This window comes from Photorhabdus aballayi (assembly GCF_026153155.1).
Lineage (GTDB): Bacteria > Pseudomonadota > Gammaproteobacteria > Enterobacterales > Enterobacteriaceae > Photorhabdus > Photorhabdus luminescens.
The window spans coordinates 34,856-58,367 of sequence record NZ_JAPFCD010000033.1 but is presented as its reverse complement, the minus strand read 5'-3'; the positions used below and the strand labels follow the sequence as shown (position 1 = coordinate 58,367).

Annotated in this window: 19 protein-coding genes and 1 other annotated feature; of the genes, 12 read left to right on the top strand and 7 right to left on the bottom strand. The window is 44.2% G+C overall.

Annotated elements, in window-relative coordinates; translation table 11 throughout:
• From OO184_RS16050 to OO184_RS16040, 3 genes are all read right to left on the bottom strand, one after another.
• On the bottom strand, positions 1 to 1,588 hold a 1,588-nt coding region (locus tag OO184_RS16050), incomplete at its 3' end, for a two-partner secretion domain-containing protein (RefSeq protein WP_265380042.1).
• A gap of 58 nt (positions 1,589 to 1,646) precedes the next feature.
• Complete coding sequence (locus OO184_RS16045; protein ID WP_265380041.1) at positions 1,647 to 3,311, bottom strand: ShlB/FhaC/HecB family hemolysin secretion/activation protein; 1,665 nt, start codon at positions 3,309 to 3,311, stop codon at positions 1,647 to 1,649.
• A 676-nt stretch (positions 3,312 to 3,987) separates the two neighbouring features.
• Positions 3,988 to 4,623 (bottom strand): YtjB family periplasmic protein, encoded by a 636-nt coding sequence (locus OO184_RS16040; protein WP_265380040.1) that lies wholly within the window; start codon positions 4,621 to 4,623, stop codon positions 3,988 to 3,990.
• Positions 4,624 to 4,744: 121 nt separating this feature from the next.
• Between OO184_RS16040 and serB the strand changes: the two genes are divergently transcribed.
• The 4 genes from serB to OO184_RS16020 all read left to right on the top strand — a co-directional run bounded on the left by serB (position 4,745) and on the right by OO184_RS16020 (position 9,797).
• Positions 4,745 to 5,722 (top strand): phosphoserine phosphatase, encoded by a 978-nt coding sequence (gene serB, locus OO184_RS16035; protein WP_265380039.1) that lies wholly within the window; start codon positions 4,745 to 4,747, stop codon positions 5,720 to 5,722.
• A 21-nt stretch (positions 5,723 to 5,743) separates the two neighbouring features.
• Entirely contained in the window at positions 5,744 to 7,126 is a 1,383-nt protein-coding gene (gene radA, locus OO184_RS16030; protein ID WP_265380038.1) for a DNA repair protein RadA, read from the top strand.
• A gap of 13 nt (positions 7,127 to 7,139) precedes the next feature.
• Complete coding sequence (gene nadR, locus OO184_RS16025) at positions 7,140 to 8,375, top strand: multifunctional transcriptional regulator/nicotinamide-nucleotide adenylyltransferase/ribosylnicotinamide kinase NadR (protein WP_265380037.1); 1,236 nt, start codon at positions 7,140 to 7,142, stop codon at positions 8,373 to 8,375.
• Positions 8,376 to 9,050: 675 nt separating this feature from the next.
• A complete protein-coding gene (locus OO184_RS16020; RefSeq protein WP_265380036.1) occupies positions 9,051 to 9,797 on the top strand; it encodes an ABC transporter ATP-binding protein in 747 nt (248 codons plus the stop codon).
• A gap of 38 nt (positions 9,798 to 9,835) precedes the next feature.
• Here the strand turns inward: OO184_RS16020 and ettA are convergent, their stop codons facing one another.
• Complete coding sequence (gene ettA / locus OO184_RS16015; protein WP_265380035.1) at positions 9,836 to 11,503, bottom strand: energy-dependent translational throttle protein EttA; 1,668 nt, start codon at positions 11,501 to 11,503, stop codon at positions 9,836 to 9,838.
• Between the two features lie 371 nt (positions 11,504 to 11,874).
• Between ettA and sltY the strand changes: the two genes are divergently transcribed.
• Together sltY and trpR are read left to right on the top strand one after the other, a co-directional pair.
• Positions 11,875 to 13,791: a murein transglycosylase gene (gene sltY, locus OO184_RS16010; protein ID WP_265380034.1), complete on the top strand. Its 1,917-nt coding sequence runs from the start codon at positions 11,875 to 11,877 to the stop codon at positions 13,789 to 13,791.
• A 55-nt stretch (positions 13,792 to 13,846) separates the two neighbouring features.
• Positions 13,847 to 14,167 carry a trp operon repressor gene (gene trpR / locus OO184_RS16005; protein ID WP_011144939.1) on the top strand — a complete coding sequence of 107 codons (321 nt, stop codon included), beginning with the start codon at positions 13,847 to 13,849 and terminating at the stop codon, positions 14,165 to 14,167.
• 37 nt (positions 14,168 to 14,204) lie between these two features.
• On the opposite strand, the gene yjjX is transcribed toward trpR, so the two are convergent.
• Positions 14,205 to 14,735: an inosine/xanthosine triphosphatase gene (yjjX, locus tag OO184_RS16000; protein ID WP_049583776.1), complete on the bottom strand. Its 531-nt coding sequence runs from the start codon at positions 14,733 to 14,735 to the stop codon at positions 14,205 to 14,207.
• A 54-nt stretch (positions 14,736 to 14,789) separates the two neighbouring features.
• On the opposite strand from yjjX, the gene gpmB reads away from it, so the two are divergent.
• The gene (gpmB, locus tag OO184_RS15995) at positions 14,790 to 15,437 is read left to right on the top strand and encodes a 2,3-diphosphoglycerate-dependent phosphoglycerate mutase GpmB (protein WP_265380033.1); all 648 of its coding nucleotides are present in this window, start codon (positions 14,790 to 14,792) and stop codon (positions 15,435 to 15,437) included.
• Here gpmB and robA read toward each other — a convergent pair.
• Positions 15,434 to 16,309, bottom strand: coding sequence for an MDR efflux pump AcrAB transcriptional activator RobA (gene robA, locus OO184_RS15990; protein WP_265380032.1), 876 nt, complete (start codon positions 16,307 to 16,309; stop codon positions 15,434 to 15,436). The two genes, gpmB and robA, sit on opposite strands and share 4 nt — an antisense overlap.
• 383 nt (positions 16,310 to 16,692) lie before the next feature.
• Between robA and creA the strand changes: the two genes are divergently transcribed.
• Positions 16,693 to 17,178 carry a protein CreA gene (gene creA / locus OO184_RS15985; protein ID WP_139656877.1) on the top strand — a complete coding sequence of 162 codons (486 nt, stop codon included), beginning with the start codon at positions 16,693 to 16,695 and terminating at the stop codon, positions 17,176 to 17,178.
• Positions 17,179 to 17,244: 66 nt separating this feature from the next.
• Here the strand turns inward: creA and arcA are convergent, their stop codons facing one another.
• Positions 17,245 to 17,961, bottom strand: a complete 717-nt coding sequence (gene arcA / locus OO184_RS15980) for a two-component system response regulator ArcA (protein WP_265380031.1) — start codon at positions 17,959 to 17,961, stop codon at positions 17,245 to 17,247.
• Positions 17,962 to 18,619: 658 nt separating this feature from the next.
• Between arcA and thrL the strand changes: the two genes are divergently transcribed.
• The 4 genes from thrL (at position 18,620) to thrC (ending at position 23,465) form a co-directional block, all read left to right on the top strand.
• Positions 18,620 to 18,688: a thr operon leader peptide gene (gene thrL / locus OO184_RS15975; RefSeq protein WP_112896452.1), complete on the top strand. Its 69-nt coding sequence runs from the start codon at positions 18,620 to 18,622 to the stop codon at positions 18,686 to 18,688.
• Positions 18,627 to 18,746: a sequence feature (Thr leader region), on the top strand. Its footprint overlaps the gene before it by 62 nt.
• A gap of 25 nt (positions 18,747 to 18,771) precedes the next feature.
• The gene (thrA, locus tag OO184_RS15970; protein WP_265380030.1) at positions 18,772 to 21,231 is read left to right on the top strand and encodes a bifunctional aspartate kinase/homoserine dehydrogenase I; all 2,460 of its coding nucleotides are present in this window, start codon (positions 18,772 to 18,774) and stop codon (positions 21,229 to 21,231) included.
• A 2-nt stretch (positions 21,232 to 21,233) separates the two neighbouring features.
• Positions 21,234 to 22,163: a homoserine kinase gene (thrB, locus tag OO184_RS15965; protein WP_265380029.1), complete on the top strand. Its 930-nt coding sequence runs from the start codon at positions 21,234 to 21,236 to the stop codon at positions 22,161 to 22,163.
• Between the two features lie 3 nt (positions 22,164 to 22,166).
• Positions 22,167 to 23,465 (top strand): threonine synthase, encoded by a 1,299-nt coding sequence (gene thrC, locus OO184_RS15960; protein WP_265380028.1) that lies wholly within the window; start codon positions 22,167 to 22,169, stop codon positions 23,463 to 23,465.
• Positions 23,466 to 23,512 lie beyond the last annotated feature (47 nt).

Here is a 23,512-nt window from a genome sequence, read left to right as displayed (position 1 = left end):
CGATTCGTCCGTCAACGTTTTCAATGTTTTTCCCAATGATCAGTTCTGTACTGCCACCGGTTGCAGCGATTTTACCCCGGCTGTTATCAAGCTGTGTTGCTGTCAGTTGGATATCTTGACTGGCTTCCAGGTGTCCATCTTGGTTGTCCAGTTCTCCTGTGGTGATAGCCAGACGTTTCCCCTCATTGAGAATGATCCCGCTGTGGTTATTCAGTGTTTGGGTGTTGAGTACCAGTTCGCCGTTGCCGGTTTGATTAATTTTCCCCTGCTTGTTGGATAAGTCTGGAGTCGTTAAGTTGATTTCTCGTGCGACTAGTGTGCTGTCGTCATTGTTAAATTGGCCGGGTGTTTTAGCTGTAAAGCGGTCGGCAGTAGTCTTGCTGTCGCTGAGATCAATCTTTTTACTCTGTACTGCTATCGTATTGGTCGCCAGGTTTTGTCCATTGGCCTGAATGTGTTGTTTAGCGGCCAGAGTTAGTGAACCAGGCAGAGAGGCTTTTCCTTTACTATCAATGCCAGCGGCCAGAATACTGCCTTTGGCGCTCTGTATCGAGTCCGCCTTGATTGTGGTATGACTTCGTGCAGCAATCGTGCCGCTATTCTCAATCTGTCCATCAACCGTGAGACGGACTTCACCGGCGGTGGCGCCGATGTGGCCGGCGTTACGTACCCCTACGCCAAATTCGGTGCCTACCAGCACGATTTTATTGGCGTACATGCCGCCTAACGCTGCTACATCCAGCGTAAATGAGGGATTTTTGCTGCCGTCAACAGATTTTTTCTCAATGTTCTGGTGAGCCGCATCAACGATATTACGTCCGGTGGTGACTTTCAGATCTTTCGCGTGCAGTTTGCCGTTGATGACCACCGAGCGGGCAATAATGTCGGTGTAATTTTGTTGTGAGCTGTCCAGTCCCAGATCTTCAATGCGGACTTCTCCCCGCTCAATATCAAAGCCTTTCAGTCGGCCTTGTTCCATCATGGCCTGTCCTGTGGTGAGTGTTGCGCGATGGGCGTTAATGAATCCACAGCCGTTGCAGGTGATACCTGCCGGGTTGGCAATAATCACATCGGCTTTTTGTCCGGCGACTTCTATCCAGCCATTAAGTTTACTGGCGTTAATGCTGTTCACTTCATTGAGAATGATTTTGGCTTCCGCTTTGGCAAGCCACGGATTTCCTGCCACCAGACCGCCCAGTTGCGTTTGGACCGCATTGTGACTGTTGTTAAGGATGACGCCTCGTTCATCGATATCAAATTGACTGTAGGTATTACGTGAGATACCCGCGGCGTTAGGGGTTTGAATATCGATTTGGGGCGTGCCGTTTGCGCTGTTCAGGATAGTCGGCTGCTGGTTACCCGGCGCTTGTCCGTCGGCTACAATATTGGCTTGCGCTGTTAGGGAGATGCAGCCGGTCGCCAATAACAAACTCAGTCGTAATGCTGTTAACCTGCACAGGCATTGTGATGATTGCCGACGACTGCGGCGGCGTACCGTACTACCTTGCCCCGACGCGGCAATATCGGCCACGACCATTAGCATGTTCCGGGCTTTGTTAAAGATAATACGATACAGATGCTTGTTCATTGTTTCTCTCCGCTAACACTTTTTATCTACTACGCTTTGGCAACGTGGTTATGCTGAATTAGTACTGCCAGTACACACTGAATCCGGTTGTGACTGATGAGGTTTGAAAGCCATCCGGTTTGGATAGCGGGATACCGGCAAACAGGTCATAGCTCACGCTTTTCAGACTGCCGCGACAGCCCAAAACGCCGCCCGCCAGGTGTTTTCCCAGGCGCCGCTCATTTCCCGGCCCACCAATTTCGCCATAATCCATGCCCATATACAGGGCGTGACCATTCAGCGGCGTTTGCCATTCCAGTTCGTTACGGCTGTACCAGCCGTGATCCCCATTTAATGTGCGTTCGCCGTCAAACCCGCGTACCGTCCAGCGGTTGCCGATTGAAAATTGATCCTGTGGCGTCAGCGTTCTGGCGCTTATTTGGCGCAGGTATTGGGTTTTGTAGATGAAGGGCTGAGAAAATAGGGTAAATGGCGCAGCCAGCGCCGCAGAAAACTGGGTTGTTTTAAGTAGGGCGGTTGCTTCACCCCGGACTTCTTCCGGTGCGGGCTGCGCCCCAAACCAGCGGGTTCCCTGTTGGTAAGTCACGCCGGCATCCAGGGTCGCTCTACCGATGTAGTGACGATGGGATAATCCCAATTTCCAGCCCGCCGTTTCCCGGCGCTGTACGTCGATTTCAAAGTCATTAATGAAACTCTTGGATGTGCGACGATAAATTTCACCGTTAACCGAGGTTTTTTGACTGGCGTTACGATGCAAGGTCCGGCTGAGTTGGATAGTCAGGTTTTTGCTTTCACCGCTGTATTTGTCGTCTTTATTTGGCCTGGCTACCTTTTGGTCGTAATCATAATTACTGGCCGTGATGCCTGCCATCCAGTATCCCACCGGTAGGGAGTAGTGGAGGGTGTAGTTTTTGCTGCTGCGACCGGAAGGGGAGCGAATATCGCGTCCGCCGGAGATATAAAATAGGTCACTCAACGCAAGAGGATTATCCAGATATAAAGTTAATCCGCCTTGGTAACGCCCGGTACTTTTAGATCCTGAATCGTCCAGGTAGCTAGCCAGTCGCCAATGTCTTGACTGCCGCCAGTCCAGCACAATGTCGCTTTCTCCTAACTGTTCATTCGGTACAATTTCCATACTGGCTTGAACGGTAGGAAAACGTTGTAAATTTTCTAATCCTTGCTCGATATCCCGTAAGTCAAGCAGCTCTCCTTCGCGGGGCGGGAATGGGGTTATCCGTTGAATATAATTGCCGCTTTCAGCGGTATAGCGAATATGCCCGATTTTGCCCGGTATGATCATGAGTTTTAATGTTTTGGCATTCAGATTCTGGCTGGGCGCTAATACTCTGCTCGTGACATAGCCGTGATTAATTAACCGGTTTTGTATCCGAGTCATTAATAGATTAATTCCCTGGGTGCCCAGACAGTGGTTTTCTCCCTGTTGAGCTAAACGCTTTAACGGTAACCAGTGAGGAAAATGCTCTGTACCTTCAAGAACGACACGCGTAATGGGAAAACAGGGCGTATCGTCAGGAAATTGAGAAGGGACGGCTGTTTCAGGAACAGACAGACGAATATCCGCCGGCGGCGGAGCTAATTGGGCTTCCAGTGCTTTCTGTCGTTCTTGTTGATGAATGAGTTGCTGATCTGAAATTTCGGCGGCTTTAACATCGGTAGTAACAATAAGAAAACCAGTAAAAATAATCACCTTTTTTTTCATTATTCTTTGGCATCCCGCACGCGTCATATAATTTTTGGGGCGCTATTAGTCATGAATTTGACTTAATAATCAATATGTAGATATTAATCACTGATGTGATTAAGAAATGCGGGTTGTTATAAATATTCAATAAAAACAATTGGATATGATTTTATTAGAAAATGAGCAATAATGGAAAATACTTTATTAATTAATAAGTTATGTGTCTTTGATCAGATGGCCTGATTTAATTCTCTATATTGATAAATATGTGATATATGTCACTAAGGATATTATTATATAATTACAGTTAAAGTAACATAATGAACTATTATTTTGGTTATTAAATGATGAGAGAGTTGTTTCTCTCAATTAAGATTGATGATTTTTTATTAGTATGACAGCGTGTTTATTCGGCTATGAAATTTCTTGGCAAGGGAGGTGCTGGCAACAATTAAATGTTCCGAGCTATGCCCTAATTCCATCTACGAAGTGACTGAGATAATGAAATAGTAGAAATAACCGCCTCTATTAGTATCGATACCAAAATGATTTATACCCGTCATCTTTCAAGTTGCCTCTTTGTTGGCTGCACTCACTCACCCCGGTCACATCGTTCTCTATGCTCCCGGGGATTCGCTCCCTTGCCGTCGCGATGCATCTTGAAATCCATAGGGTATAGTAAGAAATTTTCACTTTATTTCTCTTCTTCACTTGATTTGCTGTTGGCTGTCAGCAAATAAGGCGATTGTTGCCAGCGGCTTGGAGCTAATTGCAATAAGTTATGTGCCAGAATAAAACCAATTGCTAAAGCAAGTAAGATCATGATCCGAAGTAAGTTAGTCGTGTTATCCACCTGCTTGGACTCTGTTGCTAATTTATGGGTATCCAGTGTCAGGCGCAAAAAACCTTTTGGCTCATCTTTTCCTGGGATAGGAACAACTATTTGGTAGTTAAAATAGCTGCCCGCTTTTTTACCATCCAAAGATAGACGATCCCGCACGGAGACGTTTTCCCCGCTATGAGCAACCTGTGTTCCATTGTTAAGATAAACGCTGGCATCAAGTATGCGGCTGTTTGTCGTCAGATGATGCAAATTAGCCAGTATCTGCTCATTATTAAGATCTTTGCTGCCACTCTCCATATAATCAGATAAGCTGAATGCGACTTGTTTTGCCAAGGTTTTTGCCAATTCCTCAAATTGATCCATCTGGGCTTGTTGGTGAGAACGGCTAAAATAAGAAACGCCCTGCATTAGAAATACTAATAAAGCAATGAAAATCAATATAATAGCTGTTTTATGCAGTCGGAATTTTAATTTAGCTTTGATCATATTTATCTCTTCCAAGCTTTGGACAACGCAATGTTGCCAGATGCAGTTGCAGTATAGAGAGGATAGTTTGAAGCGCAATTTTTTGCTGTCAAATCATGTGGGATTACAGGAGTAGGGATTAATGTCTAATAACCTGGCTTATCACTATTTGCCGGAAGAGGTCCATAAGTGGCCGGGATTGCCGCTTTCGTTAAGTGGTGAAGAAGTTATGCCATTGGATTACCGGGCTGGCGACAGTGGTTGGTTGATATATGGTCGTGGCTTGGATAAACAACGTATCAGTAATTTTCAGCATCGGCTTGGCGCGGCTATTGTCATCGTCTCTTCATGGCGCATTGATGATTATCAGGTAGTCCGTATTGCCGGGAATTTGACTGCGCGTATTAAGCGGTTGGCGGATGAGTGTCGTCTGGACGTGGTTCCTTTGGGACAGATCCCAAGGTTGCGGTCACCTGGTTTGCTGGTGATGGATATGGATTCAACCGCAATTCAAGTTGAATGTATTGATGAAATAGCCCGTTTGGCTGGCGTAGGTGATAAAGTCGCTGAAATTACTGAGAGAGCGATGCAAGGAGAGTTGGATTTTTCTGATAGTCTGCGGGAGCGAGTTGCTCAGTTGGCAGGGGCTGATGCTGATATTCTGCGACAGGTTGTAGAAAATTTGCCACTTATGCCGGGGCTGACCAGTTTGGTGCGTAAGTTACAATCCCTTGATTGGCATGTAGCCATCGCATCAGGTGGTTTTACCTATTTTGCTGACCATTTGCGTCAGAATTTACGTTTGGTGGCTGCGGTAGCCAATCAGTTAGAAGTCAAAAATGGCAAGCTGACAGGCAAGGTTATAGGGCCAATTGTTGATGCTAAATATAAGGCTGCTACATTGGTGAAATTGGCGAGAAAACTGGATATTCCATTGGAGCAAACTATCGCGATTGGTGATGGCGCTAATGATTTGAAGATGATACGTAAAGCAGGGTTAGGTATTGCTTACCATGCTAAACCGAAAGTTTATGCGCAGTCGAAAGTGACCATCCGTCATGCTGATCTAATGGGAGTATTGTGTGTGTTAAGCGGCGGTCTCAAACACGAAGAGCGTTAATAGAGTCTTTAGGAGTGCAGAGTGGCTAAAGCAGCAAAGCGGGCATTTGTCTGTAATGAGTGTGGGGCGGATTATCCGCGTTGGCAGGGGCAATGTAGTGCATGTCATGCCTGGAATACCATTACTGAGGTGCGCTTAGCCGCAGCACCTTCTTCCCGTAATGACCGGTTTAGTGGTTATGCGGGAGATACTGGTGTCAACAGGGTTCAGAAATTATCAGAGATTAGTCTGGAAGAACTTCCTCGCTTTTCTACGGGATTTAAAGAGTTCGATCGGGTGCTTGGCGGCGGTGTTGTGCCTGGTAGCGCGATTCTGATTGGCGGTAATCCGGGAGCGGGGAAAAGTACCCTATTATTGCAGACGATGTGTCAGTTGTCTGCGCAGATGAAAACTTTATATGTCACCGGTGAGGAGTCGTTACAACAGGTTGCAATGCGTGCGCACCGGTTGGGGCTTCCGGCTGATAATCTGAATATGTTGTCAGAAACCAGTATTGAACAAATTTGTCTAATTGCGGAGCAAGAGCAACCAAAGTTGATGGTGATTGATTCCATCCAGGTGATGCATATGGCGGATATTCAATCTTCGCCGGGGAGTGTCGCTCAGGTCAGAGAGACTGCCGCTTATCTTACTCGATTTGCAAAAACTCGTGGTGTTGCCATTGTTATGGTTGGTCATGTGACCAAAGATGGCTCATTGGCGGGACCGAAAGTGTTGGAACACTGTATTGACTGTTCAGTGATGCTTGATGGTGAGGCGGATTCTCGCTTTCGCACTTTACGTAGTCATAAAAACCGTTTTGGCGCCGTTAATGAGCTTGGGGTATTCGCCATGACAGAGCAAGGATTGCGTGAAGTCAGTAACCCATCAGCCATTTTCTTGAGCCGTGGTGATGAAGTTACCGCTGGCAGTTCTGTCATGGTGGTGTGGGAAGGGACTCGTCCTCTGTTGGTAGAAATTCAAGCGCTGGTGGATCATTCAATGATGACCAATCCACGGCGGGTGGCTGTGGGGTTGGAACAAAACCGGCTGGCTATTCTGTTGGCGGTTCTTCATCGTCATGGTGGTTTGCAAATGTCCGATCAGGATGTGTTTGTGAATGTGGTGGGTGGAGTTAAGGTCGCGGAAACCAGCGCGGATCTCGCTTTACTGCTCTCTTTAGTCTCCAGTTTTCGGGATAGGCCGTTACCCCGTGATTTAGTTGTATTTGGTGAAGTCGGGTTGGCAGGAGAGATCCGCCCTGTACCCAGTGGGCAGGAACGCATATCCGAAGCCGCTAAACATGGTTTCAAACGGGCGATAGTACCTTATGCCAATATGCCGAAAAAAGCGCTGCCAGAGATGCAAGTTTTTGGTGTGAAAAAGTTGGCGGATGCGTTATCTGTTATGGATGATTTTGATTAAACAGGGAGGAGATATGGGCCAATTTGACTATCTTAAAGAAGCGATTAAACAGACCGGCTATACGTTGCAACAGGTTGCCGATGCAAGTGATATGACCAAAGGTTATCTCAGCCAATTAATTAATGACAAAATTAAAAGTCCCAGCGCCCAAAAGTTGGCTGCTCTTCATCGCTATCTGAGGTTGGAATATCCTATGCAAAATAAAACTGTTGGAGTGGTATTTGGCAAGTTCTATCCATTGCATACCGGGCATATCTATCTGATTCAGCGAGCCTGTAGTCAGGTGGATGAGTTGCATATTATTCTTTGCCATGATGAGCCTAGAGATCGGGAGCTGTTTATGAGCAGTTCTATGTCTCAGCAACCCACGGTGAGCGATCGTTTGCGCTGGTTGCTGCAAACGTTTAAATATCAGAAAAATATTCATATTCACTCTTTTAATGAACAGGGAATTGAACCCTATCCACATGGTTGGGATGTGTGGAGTGACGGTATGAAAGCCTTTATGTCGAAAAAAGGTATTAATCCAACTTATATATATTCCAGTGAAACTCAGGATGCTCCCCGATATAAAGAGCATTTAGGAATTGAGACAATTCTTATCGATCCACAACGTTCGTTTATGAAAATTAGTGGTCGGCATATTCGCCAGGACCCATTCCGTCATTGGGAATATATTCCTACGGAAGTGAAACCTTTCTTTGTTCGTACCGTAGCGATTCTTGGTGGAGAGTCCAGTGGTAAATCTACGTTAGTTAACAAATTGGCAAATATTTTTAATACGACAAGTGCTTGGGAATATGGTCGTGATTATGTTTTTTCTCATCTGGGGGGAGATGAGATGGCGCTACAATATTCGGACTATGACAAGATAGCATTAGGGCAAGCCCAGTATATTGATTTTGCAGTAAAGTATGCGAATAAGGTTGCATTTATAGATACCGATTTTGTCACTACTCAAGCATTCTGTAAGCGATATGAAGGACGTGAACACCCGTTTGTTCAGGCATTAATTGATGAATACCGATTTGATTTGGTCATTCTATTGGAAAACAATACCCCTTGGGTTGCTGACGGTTTGCGTAGTCTTGGCAGTGAGCAGGATCGTAAAGAGTTCCAGCAACTGTTGGAGGATATGCTGAAAAGTAATAATATTGAATATGTTAATGTGGATTCACCCGATTATGATCAGCGTTTCCTACGTTGTATTGAACTAATTCAGCAACTTTTAGCGGCTAATCCGAAATGACACGTCAGTTGAATCGTTTGTAATTAGATTTATATATAATATTTTATATGATAAATTAATAAATATATATCCAATCACAATATGCATTGTGGCTGGATATTTTTGTTTGCTGTAAGTAATAAAATATATAACAGCTATTAATATTTTTGATACTTCTATTGATTATTTATTTCTTGAATAAAAACAAAATTAATAATTAAATACTTCCCGGTTGATTTATAAATAAAAGTTTTTGTATTTTTGATTGGTTGGGGAATAAGATAAGGTTGATTTTTTTATTAATAATTTAATGTTCGATGTGTCGCTGTTATTATGATAATTAAATATTAATTTTAACATATTGTTATGATATTAAGGTGTTTTTATCTATAAAAAATTATTTGTCTGATGTTATTTTTTTATTTGCACTAACAAGATAGTCGCCTATTGTTAATGAATGGTTGATAGGAATGGGTTGATCTTGTTTAGTAAAATTTTGATTTTAGCATACAGATAGTCATTTGAAATAGTCACTGGTAGAAATATTGATATACTTTCAATTGAGATATTTCTTATATGATTTTCCCTCGTTTGTGTAATCTTATAATGATGAATATCTGTATTTTTACGGATTGCTCTGGCTGTAAGAGTTACTGATAATGCCAGATTTCTTACACTATTAATTATGCTGAGATAATGAATTTGAATCAAATCGCTACGATTGAAGCCATTGATATTTCATATGGTTTTTCGAAAAGTAAAGCTAACCAGAAAATGATTTCAGACATCACTTTTTCTATTTTTCCAGGTGAATTTACTTTGATTAATGGGGATCTCTGCTCAGGAAAAAGTACTTTGCTGGCAATGATTTCTGGGTTATTGCCTCTCGACGGAGGAAAAATATTAATTTCTGATAACGAATTGGGGAGGATGAATAACTTCGAATTAGATAGATTCCATTTGATGAATTGTGGTTTTATCTTTCAAAGAATTAATTTATCTAATGAACTTACGGTCCTGGATAATTTGCTATTATCTCTCTCTTGTGGAATCACGATTTCTCATCAGGAAGCAATAGTCAGGGCAACCAAGGCACTGAATATTGTTGGTCTGAAGCACAAGAAAGATATATATCCCAAGGAATTACGTGATAATGAAAAACAACGGGTGGCAATAGCCAGTGCTATTGTGAAAAGCCCTCGGTATTTGTTTGCTGATGAGCCAACCCGTTATCTTGATAATGATGATTGCCAAACAGCTATTGATATCTTAAGTTTTATTGCTCATAACCAAAGAGGGACGGTTGTTGTGGCTTCACAGGATAATAGGCTTATCAAACATGCAGATCGTATTATTACTTTGAAAGAAGGAAAGATTATCCATGATACGTATCTTACGCATAACATAATGAATAAGACTATGAGTTTATATCTAAATAATTGAGTGGAAAACGGCCTGTTACCAGGCCATTTTCAATATGATTATTTGCTGATTCTCTTATATTTAATGCGATGTGGTTCCAGCGCTTCTGCTCCGAGAGTCCGCTTCTTATAGTCTTCGTATTCACTAAAGTTACCTTCGAAGAAAGTGACTTTACCTTCATCTTGATAATCAATGATGTGGGTTGCGATACGATCAAGGAACCAACGATCATGGGAAATAACCATTGCACAACCTGGGAACTCCAGCAAGGCGTTTTCCAGTGCGCGCAAGGTTTCAATGTCCAAATCGTTGGTTGGTTCGTCGAGCAACAGCATGTTACCGCCGACTTGCAGCAGTTTAGCCAAATGCAGCCGTCCTCTTTCACCACCAGACAACTCACCGACACGTTTGCCTTGATCAACACCTTTAAAGTTAAAACGACCAACATAGGCGCGACTTGGCAGCTCGAAGTTACCAATACGCATAATATCCTGACCGCCGGAAATCTCTTCCCAAACGGTTTTCTTGTCATCCATGCTGTCACGGAACTGATCGACAGAAGCGAGTTTGACGGTTTCACCTAACGTGATAGTGCCGGAATCGGGTTGTTCCTGGTTGGAGATCATACGGAATAGGGTAGATTTACCTGCACCGTTAGGCCCGATAATCCCAACAATCGCCCCTTTTGGCAGAGAGAAACTCAGATTATCAATCAGAACCCGGTCGCCATAGGATTTGGTTAGATTTTCCACTTCCAGAACTTTGTCGCCTAGGCGTGGCCCAGGTGGAATGAACAGTTCGCTGGTTTCGTTACGTTTCTGGTATTCAACGTTATTTAATTCTTCAAAACGGGCCAGACGTGCTTTACCTTTTGCTTGACGGCCTTTCGGATTTTGGCGAACCCATTCCAGTTCTTTCTCAATGGATTTACGACGTGCGGCTTCTGTTGCGGCTTCTTGAGCCAGACGTGCATCTTTCTGTTCCAGCCATGAAGAGTAGTTACCTTCCCACGGAATACCTTCACCACGGTCAAGTTCCAGAATCCAGCCAGCAACGTTATCAAGGAAGTAGCGGTCGTGGGTAATTGCGACAACGGTACCTTCGTAATCGTGTAGGAAGCGTTCCAGCCAGGCGACAGATTCGGCGTCAAGGTGGTTAGTAGGCTCGTCCAGTAGCAGCATATCGGGTTTTTCCAGCAGTAAGCGACAGACTGCCACACGGCGGCGTTCCCCCCCGGATAGATGCTCGATTTTTGCATCCCACGGCGGCAAACGCAGGGCGTCAGCGGCGCGTTCAAGCTGGTTATCAAGGTTATGGCCGTCGTGGGACTGAATAATCGCTTCCAGCTCACCTTGCTCTTTAGCCAGTTTGTCAAAATCAGCATCAGGATCAGCATAGGCTGCGTAGACTTCATCCAAACGGGTCAGCGCATGTTTTACTTCGCTAACCGCTTCTTCCACTGCTTCGCGGACAGTGTGCTCAAGATTTAATTTAGGCTCCTGTGGTAGATAGCCAATTTTAATTCCTGGTTGTGGTCGGGCCTCTCCTTCGATATCTTTATCAATGCCGGCCATAATGCGCAGTAAGGTCGATTTACCGGCGCCATTCAGGCCAAGAACACCAATTTTTGCTCCTGGAAAGAAACTCAAGGAGATATTTTTCAAAATATGACGTTTCGGGGGAACAATTTTACCGACCCGATGCATGGTGTAAACGTATTGAGCCACGTTGCTATAAGCCTCGCTATCTCTGATTGTGATAATGCCTGTTTTGCGAAGCAAGTCGCATGAACAGGGCGCGTTGATGCCTGATTATATCCGTTTAGGTTATTGATGTTCATCTGAACACGATTTGTCACAGTTTACCCGATTTAAGTCGATAAACTCTATAACCCAATTGCCCGAATAAGATAATCCTGGGTTGAGTTGGTTAAAGTGAATCAACTTATTAGATAAAAAACTTACCTGTTATGAATATATGGTCAGATATCTCATCATAGGATAAATTGATGTGGTAAGAGATGGTAATTATATTAATATGGTGTTTATGTATTCGTAATATTAACCTATGTGATTTGATCTCCCGGAGGAACGTGATAATGGCTAAGTGGCAATACCTTGCGGTGGCTGTAGGGTTGGTTTTTATCTCCGTAGCAGCGAAGGCGGATTCTCTGGAAAATCAGCGACAGAGATATCAGCAAATTAAGCAAGCGTGGAATGTCGGCGATAGGGCTGAAATCGCGAGGCTGATGCCAACATTGAAAGATTATCCTCTTTATCCTTATCTGCAATACCGGGAGTTGACTCAGGATCTGTCACTTGCTACATCTGCGCAGATCCGTGATTTTATTGATCGCCACCCTAATCTACCACCCGCACGTTCTTTATCATCTCGTTTTATCAATGAGCTTGCACGCCGCGAAGATTGGCGCGGCGTGCTGGCATTCACTCCTACTGCGCCGAAATCTATTACAGCCCGTTGTCATTACTATTTTGCTAAATGGGCTACAGGTGAGGAACCGGTTGCCTGGCAGGGAGCGAAAGAAGTTTGGTTGAATGGTCGTTCTTTGCCAGCCAGTTGCGATAAATTATTTGATGTTTGGCAGCAAACCGGCCATTTATCAGCGAAACTGATATTACAGCGTATTAGCCTTGCGTTAAAAGCAGGGAATACGTCGTTGGTCAGTTACCTCGCTAAACAATTGCCACTGGGATACAAAAGTATCAGTGAAGGCCTGATTAAATTGCAAAATGATCCGGCTACCGTAGCGGATTTTGCTGATCATTCCGGGCCGACTGATTTTACTCGTGCAGCCATTTTGGCGGCTTTTTCGCGTTTTGCGCGTCAAGATTCGGAGCAAGCAAGAGTGATCATCTCATCAATTGTCAGAGTGCAAAAGATGAATGCAAGTGAACGTCAGCGATTAAAAGATATTGTTGCCTGGCAGCTAATGGGCGATGTGAGTGATGAACAAGAAAAGTGGCGTGATGATGCGATCCGCAATAGCCAATCTGTTGCATTGCTTGAGCGTCGTATTCGTTTGGCGTTGGGTCATGCAGATAAGCGTGGAGTGGCTCAATGGATAAAATTGTTACCGTTGGAGAACCAGAACAAAGAGGAGTGGCGTTATTGGCAAGCCAATATTCTATTAGCTCAGGGTAATAAAAGCGAAGGTGAGGCGATATTGCGTAAGTTGATGGAAGGCCGTGGTTTTTACCCAATGGTTGCTGCGCAAAAATTAAATGTCAGCTATCCGCTGACGATAAGCATCTCAAAAAAGCCAGATTCTGCTATTGCTTCAATGCCCGATGTACGGAGAGTAAGAGAGCTGCTGTATTGGCAAATGGATAATCTTGCTCGCATAGAGTGGCATTATTTGATCGCTAGCCAAGATAAATTAAAACAACAGCAACTGGCGCGTTATGCTTTCGATCAAAAATGGGCGGCTCTTAGTGTACAGGCGACAATAACTGGAAAAATGTGGGACTACCTTGAAGAACGTTTTCCATTAGCATGGCAGCGGGAATTTAGTCACTTCACTGCCAATAAAGGCATTCCTCAAAGTTATGCGATGGCGATAGCCCGTCAGGAAAGCGCTTGGAATCCGCAAGCCAGTTCGCCAGTTGGGGCAATGGGGTTGATGCAGGTGATGCCAGAAACGGCAGAGGATACGGTTAAGCAAAATGGCATCCAAGGATATGTAAACAGTAGCCAACTGATAAACCCGTTGACGAATATCGAAATCGGTACAGCTTATCTTGAATCGGTTTATCAGCGCTTTGGAAATAATCGGATACTTGCCAGCGCTGCTTATAATGCTGGGCCAACTCGTGTAGATCGTTGGTTATCTAACAGTGGTGGGCGACTGGATGCGATAGCCTTTATTGACAGCATTCCATTTTCTGAAACCCGCAATTATGTCAAAAATGTTTTGGTTTATGATGTCTTCTACCGTCATTTCATGGGCAAATCATCAAATGTGCTGACTAACGTGGAATGGCAAAGGCGTTATTGATTTATGGCAAACTATGTTATGCTGCTGTACTAGTTAAATAGTATAATGATTGATTATGACGACGAATCATCTGACAGACCCGGCACTTTCGCCACAAGATCATGAAGATTGGCAATGTTTCGTGACATTACTCCAACAGGCTTTTGCTGAAAATCTACAGCATCCGATTTTGCAGTTATTATTGACACCGGATGAACGGACAGCACTGGCTACCAGGGTACGAATCATCAAGGAGTTGATGAGTGGAAAAATGAGTCAACGTGAGCTGAAAAATGAACTTGGGGTGGGAATTGCGACGATTACGCGCGGCTCTAATAGCCTGAAATTTGCTTCAAACGATGTAAAGGCTTGGTTAGAACAGCAGCTACTGAAATAGCAGCAGGCCGCCAACGCGGCCTATGGTGAATGCCTGTTTAACGGGCGTTCAGTTCCTTATAAATTTCATGATGTACCGGCACCAAAGCGAGTATCAGAGCTTGGTGGTACACACTGGTACGAGTCAGGATGCCGTCAGTAAAAAAGCCAATTGCTCCATCTTTTTGTTTGATGTTATCAATGCCTGTAAGGTAAGCCATTTCGTGGCCCAATTCCCGACCTTCTCGAATACCATCAAGAATTTTTTCTGGTAGCATTAGACTGGCTGAACGAGATTCTCCGCGAATTTGCTGATATTCCACCACCATCCAGGCAAATGTCATATCGTCTTCAATACCTGCTTCAACACCGACCCAAAAATCTGCTTCAGGACGAACTTGTCTGGCGGCCATTACGCGCTGACGGGCGCCAGTACGGGTTTCCGTGTTACCAATAGGTTGTTGTGGGACGCTACTGTCTACATTGATATCTTCGATCCGATAAGTACCTGGCCCAAAAACATCATCAAAGGCGAGACTAATGGCTTTAATTTTTGCAGGGTTGGTGGTTGCAGCAATAACGTGATACATAATAGATGAGTTATCCTTTGAACGAGTATTTACGCAGTATAACGGAAAATGAAAATGTTACAGGTATATCTTGTTCGGCATGGGGAGTCCGAATGGAATGCGGCACGTCGTATTCAGGGACAATCTGACAGCCCTTTGACCGAAGCAGGCGAACATCAAGCCAGATTAGTGGCGCAAAGAGTAAAATCTGAAAGTATTACCCATATTATTACCAGCGACCTTGGACGGACACGTCGAACGGCGGAAATTATTGCTGAGGTTTGTGGTTGTGAAATTATTCTGGAGCCACGTTTGCGCGAATTGAACATGGGAGTGCTTGAACGCAGAAATATTGACTCCTTGACCTCGGAAGAGGAGACCTGGCGTAAGAAGGTCCTTGATGGCACACCTGGGGGGCGTATCCCCGAAGGTGAATCTATGGATGAACTTGCTATGCGTATGAGAGCTGCGCTGGAAAGCTGCCGTAATCTGCCGGATGGGAGTCGGCCATTGTTAGTCAGTCACGGTATTGCTTTGGGATGTTTGGTTAGCACAATACTGGGATTGCCGGCGCATGCTGAACGTCGCCTTCGCCTGAGAAATTGCTCTCTGTCCAGAGTGGATTATCAACACAGTCCGTGGCTGGCGTCAGGCTGGATTGTAGAAACGGCAGGCGATATCACACATTTGGATACGCCCGCGCTGGATGAATTACAACGTTAATGCTGGATAGGAATGAGATACTGAAATTCGATGATATGGTTCACCGCTTCCTTATCTCTATCATTGATATTGGTAAGATAATATCGCTCGATATCGTATCCTTTCCTACGTGTCAGGTTTAGCATTGGCAGGCAAATACCATAGACGGTAAACAGAAAATCCTGTAAGCCATCTTTGGTGCCGTAGTAACTAAATGAGACGTATTCTCCAGCCGGTAATGTAACAGGTTGGCTGCCTGCCACATCAAACAGGGCATATTGGGGTTCTACCGCCGTGGTGTACAACACGGTTTGTTCATCTTCTTTTTCTGGATTGGGAGTCGCATGATGCAGGCCATAAAGTACAGGAGGCAACACTTCCGCATTTTTCAGATAGTATGTCCAGAAATTGTGTCGCATTTCAGTACAAAAACTGGACCATTGTTCCAGCGTATAAGAACAGGTCTGTTCTATACCAACCAGTGGCTGTTCCTTTAGTGTGAGATAGGTTGCTTCGGGAATATACCGCTTATCCAATAATATGGGGGGGCAAATACCTGTGGCGCACCACTCCTCACTGAGACGATAAAGTGCAGGTGTTTTATTAAATTGTTTTTTAAATGCGCGAGTGAAAGTTTGTTGGGAGTCAAACTGGTACTGTAAAGCAATATCCAGAATAGGGCGGCTGGTTAAACGTAAAGCAACGGCTGCCCGTGACAACCTTCTGGCACGGATATAGGAGCCAATAGCCTGGCCGGTAATGTCTTTAAACATACGTTGCAGGTGCCATTTAGAATAACCTGCTTTAGCTGCAACATTATTGAGTGATAACGGTTGATCTAAATGATTGTCTAGCCAACGTAATAAATCACGAATGATGCCGGTTTGATCCATACATCTCCTTAGTCGTTAAGACCAGAAAGAACAACATAAGAACCTATATTACTAGACTATTTTGTTTGCCACTTGAACAGGTCTACAGAGTGAGTAAAACGATCATTCCAGTGTATTGCATATCTGTTCTGGCGCCTGTGTGCTGTGCGTGTTCATAATTTATTGACAAACGTGGCATTCAACAATAACTCTACTGGATATAAGTGCTAAGTGTAAAACAAGTCTTATATTTACAATAGGATACTTATTCATATTATAATTTCACTCATTACTTTATGAAATTATTCTAATAAGTAATTATTTCCATTGGATGGTATTACTGCCCTATTTGGTATCTAGGCGGTGAAACGTTACGCTGAATTAATTAAGGTACGAGACTATATATGTTAAAAATCATAAAGATACTAGTAACAACAACATTGTTGTTCATACCTGTGGCGACTCAGGCTGAAGAGATTGGTTCGGTAGACACTGTTTTTAAATTTATCGGGCCTGATCACAAAATTGTGGTGGAAGCGTTTGATGATCCTGATGTTAAAAATGTGACTTGCTACCTGAGCAGGGCAAAAACAGGCGGCATAAAAGGGGGTTTAGGACTTGCGGAGGATACTTCTGATGCGGCTATTTCTTGTCAGCAGGTTGGAGAGATTGAATTAACAGACAAGATTAAAAAGAGCAGCAAAAAAGGTCAGGTGGTTTTCCAGAAACGAACCTCACTGGTGTTTAAAAAACTTCAAGTCGTTCGCTTCTATGATGCAAACCGTAATGCATTAGTCTATCTGACATATTCCGATAAGATGATTGATGGTTCACCGAAGAATGCGCTCAGTGCTGTACCGATTATGCCGTGGAAGACGGTGGAAAATTGAGGGGCAGGATGGGTTCCTACAGGGATATCCCATCCTGTTATTTTTAGAGGCTTACCGATATTCAAGTTATGCTTCTAAATCACCACAGAAACGATAGCCTTCACCGTGAATGGTGGCGATAATTTCTATCGTATCTGGTGTCGATTCGAAATGTTTACGGATACGACGAATCGTTACATCGACAGTACGGTCATGAGGTTTCAATTCACGACCTGTCATCTTTTTCAGTAAATCTGCGCGCGTTTGGATTTTGCCTGGATTTTCACAGAAATGAAGCATGGCGCGGAATTCGCTGCGTGGCAATTTATACTGCTCACCCGCTGGGCTGATCAGAGAACGGCTATTGATATCTAATTCCCAACCGTTGAATTTATAACTCTCAACTTGGCGGCGCTCCTCGCTGACATTACTCAGATTCATGGTACGAGAAAGCAGGTTGCGGGCACGAATAGTCAATTCACGTGGGTTAAATGGTTTGGTGATGTAATCATCTGCACCAATTTCCAAGCCAAGGATTTTGTCTACTTCGTTATCACGGCCGGTCAGGAACATCAGGGCAACATTTGCTTGTTCACGCAGTTCGCGGGCAAGTAACAAGCCATTTTTGCCTGGAAGGTTAATGTCCATAATCACCAAGTTAATGTCATTGTTTGACAGAATGTGGTGCATCTCTGAGCCATCGGTGGCTTCATAAACGATATACCCTTCAGCTTCGAAAATGCTTTTTAGGGTATTGCGAGTGACAATTTCGTCTTCAACAATCAAAATGTGCGGGGTTTGCATGGTTGCTACCTAGAATCGCTTAAAAATAAATCAGAATGATTCAAACTACTCTTATCTCAGGATATTTACTGGTTATTATTTGTCATCACTGAAATTATAGCTTAAATCAGTAATAACATTTATTGATATGTTTTACACTGAAAGTAAAAGTTGCTTTTCCTTTGGTGGGTATATACCCAAAAAACTGGTTAAACAGTGTTATGTTAGTTCATTAACAGCAATATAACAGCTTGCAATGCATTTACCATCTAAAAAAACTACCTTTTATTGACGTACATCAAAATTGATTGTAGCACGTTAATATTATTTATATTGGTTATTTTATACCTTGTATTCTGTCATGCAAATGACAAATTTCTATTAATATACCCGTGTGTTTTTGTATGAAAAGCAACCTGCCATAAGCTTAATAGTGAACAAAAATAACTGATTTTTGCTAAAAGATAAAATATATTGTTAATTTTGTTAAAAATGGATTTAACAACTAAAAGATTGTGTTAAGTAAGAAATATTTGTTTGCATTGACGACCATAAGATGGATTATTCCAATGCTAAAAATATCAAAAACATAAGATTATTTAGCGAAAATGTTTGACTTTGTGCACAAAATCATTTAACCAATATAGGGTCGAACCCATTAAATGACAGACAGGAACCTATGCGAACTATCAGCCTGAAAACCACAATTATTACCACCACCGGAACCACAGGTTGCGGGGCGGGCTGACGCATAAATAAAACAGAGAAAAAAGCCCGCATCCAAATCAGATGCGGGCTTTTTTTTGGCGCGGAATCAGGAGAAAAATGTTAATGCGAGTGCTTAAATTTGGAGGAACTTCGGTCGCGAATTACCAGCGTGTGCTGAGCGTTGCCGATATTGCAGAAAAAAAACTTTCCCAAGGCGGAGTTGCGTTGGTGCTTTCCGCGCCGGCAAAAATTACCAATCATTTAGTGGAGATGATTGAAAAAACGGTAGCCGGGCAAGAGATCATTACCCATATGCATGATGCTGAGCAAATCTTTGCTGATTTATTACAGGGATTGGCACAGGCGCAACCCGGTTTTGCTTATGAACAGTTAAAAATGATGGTTGAGCAAGAATTGGCGCAATTGAAACAGGTTCTGCATGGTATTTCGTTACTGGGACAATGCCCGGACAGCATTAACGCTTCCCTGATTTGTCGTGGGGAAAAACTCTCTATCGCAATCATGGAGTCTGTATTGCAGGCGCGTGGTCACAAGGTCACGGTGATTGATCCGGTAGAAAATTTGTTGGCGCAAGGTCATTACCTTGAATCTACGGTAGATATCAGCGAGTCTACGAAGCGTATTTCTTCTCTGAATATTCCTGATGATCATATTGTCCTGATGGCTGGATTTACGGCCGGAAATGATAAAGGGGAGCTAGTTGTTCTGGGGCGTAATGGTTCTGACTATTCTGCTGCGGTTTTGGCGGCTTGTTTGCGGGCGACCTGTTGTGAAATCTGGACCGATGTGGATGGCGTTTATACCTGTGATCCCAGAGTTGTGCCGGATGCGCGGTTACTAAAAGGCATGTCCTATCAGGAAGCGATGGAACTCTCTTATTTCGGCGCCAAAGTATTGCATCCACGGACCATTGCCCCGATTGCTCAATTTCAGATCCCTTGTTTGATTAAAAATACCGCCAATCCAGATGCGCCGGGAACGCTTATCGGTGACGGGCAGAAAGATGAAAGTACGCCGGTGAAAGGGATTACCAACCTGAGCAGTATGGCAATGATTAACGTATCAGGCCCTGGAATGAAGGGGATGGTGGGGATGGCGGCAAGGGTATTTGCTGTCATGTCTCGCAAAGGGATCTCTGTTGTGCTGATTACTCAGTCATCTTCAGAATACAGTATCAGTTTCTGTGTCCCTCAACGTGAATTGGAACGTGCGCGTCAGGCGCTGAGTGAAGAATTCTATCTTGAACTGAAAGAGGGGGTGCTTGATCCTTTGGACGTGATGGAAAATCTTTCCATTATCTCTGTTGTTGGCGATGGTATGCGTACTTTGCGTGGTATCTCTGCCCGTTTCTTCTCTGCATTGGCGCGCGGTAATATCAATATCGTTGCCATCGCACAGGGATCTTCTGAACGTTCTATCTCTGCGGTTATCGATAATGAAATGGCAACCACAGCGGTTCGTCTGTGCCATCAGATGTTATTTAATACTGATCAGGTGATCGAAGTTTTTGTTGTCGGTGTTGGTGGCGTAGGCAGTGTTTTGATTGAGCAGATCCGTCGTCAACAAACTTGGTTGAAGCAAAAGCACATTGATTTACGGGTATGTGGTATTGCTAATTCACGGGCTATGTTGACGGACATGAGAGGCATTTGCCTTGATAATTGGCAGCAATGCTTATCAGAGGCGAAAGAACCTTTTAGCTTAAGCCGTCTGATCCGTTTGGAGAAAGAGTACCATTTGCTAAACCCGGTGATAGTGGATTGTACCTCTAATCAGCAAATTGCTGATCAATACGCCAGTTTCCTGAGTGATGGCTTCAATGTGGTCACGCCGAATAAAAAAGCCAATACGTCGTCAATGGCTTATTATCATCAGATTCGTAAGGCGGCAGAGAAATCTAAACGCAAATTTCTGTATGACACTAACGTCGGGGCTGGCCTGCCTGTTATTGAAAACTTACAAAACCTGCTTAATGCGGGTGATGAACTGGTTCAGTTCAATGGTATTCTTTCTGGTTCTCTCTCTTTTATTTTCGGTATGTTGGATGAAGGAATGTCACTATCTCAGGCGACGTTGCTGGCAAAAGAGAAGGGTTATACCGAACCTGATCCGCGTGATGATCTGTCCGGTATGGATGTTGCTCGTAAGCTGCTGATTCTGGCTCGTGAGTCGGGTTATGAACTGGAACTGGATGATATTGATGTGGAACCTGTACTACCAGCTTCCTTTGATAACAGTGGCGGCGTGGATAGTTTCCTTGAGCGTTTACCTTCTCTTGATCAGGTTTTCAGCCAGCGTGTGGCAGAAGCTAAAGGGCAGGGAAAAGTGCTGCGCTATGTTGGCATCATTGAAGATGGCCGTTGTAAGGTGAAAATTGCCGCAGTAGATGGCAATGATCCGCTTTATAAAGTCAAAAATGGCGAAAATGCGTTGGCATTCTACACGCGTTACTATCAGCCAATTCCGCTGGTACTGCGGGGATACGGGGCGGGTAATGATGTGACTGCCGCAGGTGTGTTCGCAGATATGCTGCGTACCTTGTCCTGGAAACAGGGAGTTTAATTGTGATTAAAGTCTATGCGCCTGCATCTATTGGCAATGTCAGTGTTGGGTTTGATGTACTGGGAGCTGCGGTCTCTCCGGTTGATGGTACTTTATTAGGTGATTGCGTTACTGTCCGGGCAGCGGAGAGTTTCAGTTTGCATAATGAAGGGCCGTTTGTGGGGAAGTTGCCTGAGAAACTGGAGTACAACATCGTTTATCAATGCTGGCAATTATTCTGTCAGCATTTGGGCAAACAATTACCTGTGGCAATGACGCTGGAAAAAAATATGCCAATTGGTTCAGGCCTTGGCTCCAGCGCTTGTTCTGTTGTTGCTGGCTTGATGGCACTGAACGAGTTTGTAGGTCTCCCGTTTAGTGAGAGCCAATTACTGGCAATGATGGGGCAACTGGAAGGACGCATTTCCGGCAGTATTCACTATGATAATGTTGCTCCATGTTATCTCGGCGGTTTGCAACTGATTATGGAACAAGGGGATATTATCTGTCAGCCAGTACCTTCATTTGATGAGTGGTTATGGGTAATGGCCTATCCGGGCAGTAAAGTTTCTACCGCAGAAGCCAGAGCAATTTTACCTAAGAAATATCCGAAGCAGGATGTTATCGATCATGGACGTTTCCTTGCTGGTTTTATTCATGCCTGTCATACACGGCAACCAGCATTGGCAGCCAGATTAATGAAAGATGTGGTTGCTGAACCATATCGTACCCAACTGCTACCGGGTTTTGCCAAGGCGCGAGAAACAGCAAAACGGGTAGGCGCATTGGCGTGTGGTATTTCTGGTTCTGGTCCGACCTTGTTCTCCATTTGTGATGATATGGCGACCGCAGAGGAAATGGCTGAGTGGCTGCAACAGCATTATGTTCAGAATGATGAAGGTTTTGTACACATTTGCCGTCTGGATCTCGCAGGCGCACGACAGATAGGGTAACTGATGAAACTGTATAACTTAAAAGACAACAGCGAGCAGGTGAGTTTTGCACAGGCAGTCAAACAGGGATTAGGTAAACAGCAAGGGCTTTTCTTCCCGCAGGATTTGCCGGAATTTAGCCGTGAAGAAATTGACCAACTGCTGAAACTGGATTTTGTTACCCGCAGCGGTCGCATTCTCTCAGCGTTTATTGGCGATGAAATTCCGCCAGAACAACTGGCGACACGAGTTAAGCATGCTTTTGATTTTCCGGCGCCTGTTGCCAAAGTGGAAAATGATGTTGCAACGCTGGAATTATTCCACGGCCCGACTCTGGCATTTAAGGATTTTGGCGGCCGTTTTATGGCGCAAATGTTGGCACAAGTTGCTGGTGAGCAGCCAGTAACTATCTTGACTGCGACTTCCGGCGATACGGGGGCGGCGGTAGCGCACGCCTTTTATGGGCTGAATAATGTACAGGTGGTGATCCTCTATCCGCGAGGCAAGATCAGCCCGTTACAGGAGAAACTATTCTGTACATTGGGCGGTAATATTCACACTGTGGCGATTGATGGCGATTTCGATGATTGTCAGGCGTTGGTTAAACAGGCGTTTGATGATCAGGAATTGAAACAAGCTCTGTATCTCAATTCAGCCAATTCAATTAACATCAGCCGCTTGTTGGCGCAAATTTGCTACTACTTTGAAGCGGTTGCTCAGCTACCAGAAGACAAGCGTGAACAACTGGTTATCTCTGTACCGAGTGGGAATTTTGGTGATTTGACCGCGGGTTTATTGGCAAAATCGATGGGATTGCCGGTAAAACGCTTTATCGCTGCCACTAATGTTAACGACACGGTTCCACGTTATCTGGTGGGTGGAAAATGGCGGCCTCATCAAACAGTTGCCACGCTTTCCAACGCAATGGATGTGAGTCAGCCAAACAATTGGCCGCGGATTGAAGAACTGTTTTGTCGTAAATCTTGGCCGTTGAGTGAATTGGGATATGGTGTAGTCAGTGATGACGTGACTAAAGAGACAATTAAGGAATTGGCTAAATTGGGTTATATCTCTGAACCTCATGCAGCGGTTGCTTATCGTGTTCTGCGTGATCAATTGCAAGAAGGTGAATACGGGTTATTTCTTGGTACGGCTCATCCAGCGAAATTTAAAGAGAGTGTGGAACAGATTCTGGATGAGGAATTGCCATTGCCCGAAGCGTTGGCTGAACGGGCTGATTTGGAGTTGCTATCCCATTACTTACCGGCAGATTTTGCTAAGTTGCGATCTTTCTTGATGGAAAGAGCACCTAAATTATCATGAAAATAGGCGCCGCACAGATCATGCGGCGTATATTATTGATAATAAGG

What these genes read in the sequence shown, in the direction of transcription:
- robA (WP_265380032.1), bottom strand. Translation starts at nt 16,309, where the DNA reads ATGGATCAAACCGGCATCATTCGTGATTTATTACGTTGGCTAGACAAT.
- OO184_RS16045 (WP_265380041.1), bottom strand. Translation starts at nt 3,311, where the DNA reads ATGAAAAAAAAGGTGATTATTTTTACTGGTTTTCTTATTGTTACTACC.
- arcA (WP_265380031.1), bottom strand. Translation starts at nt 17,961, where the DNA reads ATGCAAACCCCGCACATTTTGATTGTTGAAGACGAAATTGTCACTCGC.
- nadR (WP_265380037.1), top strand. Translation starts at nt 7,140, where the DNA reads ATGGGCCAATTTGACTATCTTAAAGAAGCGATTAAACAGACCGGCTAT.
- gpmB (WP_265380033.1), top strand. Translation starts at nt 14,790, where the DNA reads ATGTTACAGGTATATCTTGTTCGGCATGGGGAGTCCGAATGGAATGCG.
- serB (WP_265380039.1), top strand. Translation starts at nt 4,745, where the DNA reads ATGTCTAATAACCTGGCTTATCACTATTTGCCGGAAGAGGTCCATAAG.
- yjjX (WP_049583776.1), bottom strand. Translation starts at nt 14,735, where the DNA reads ATGTATCACGTTATTGCTGCAACCACCAACCCTGCAAAAATTAAAGCC.
- OO184_RS16020 (WP_265380036.1), top strand. Translation starts at nt 9,051, where the DNA reads ATGAATTTGAATCAAATCGCTACGATTGAAGCCATTGATATTTCATAT.
- thrA (WP_265380030.1), top strand. Translation starts at nt 18,772, where the DNA reads ATGCGAGTGCTTAAATTTGGAGGAACTTCGGTCGCGAATTACCAGCGT.
- sltY (WP_265380034.1), top strand. Translation starts at nt 11,875, where the DNA reads ATGGCTAAGTGGCAATACCTTGCGGTGGCTGTAGGGTTGGTTTTTATC.
- trpR (WP_011144939.1), top strand. Translation starts at nt 13,847, where the DNA reads ATGACGACGAATCATCTGACAGACCCGGCACTTTCGCCACAAGATCAT.
- OO184_RS16040 (WP_265380040.1), bottom strand. Translation starts at nt 4,623, where the DNA reads ATGATCAAAGCTAAATTAAAATTCCGACTGCATAAAACAGCTATTATA.
- thrC (WP_265380028.1), top strand. Translation starts at nt 22,167, where the DNA reads ATGAAACTGTATAACTTAAAAGACAACAGCGAGCAGGTGAGTTTTGCA.
- creA (WP_139656877.1), top strand. Translation starts at nt 16,693, where the DNA reads ATGTTAAAAATCATAAAGATACTAGTAACAACAACATTGTTGTTCATA.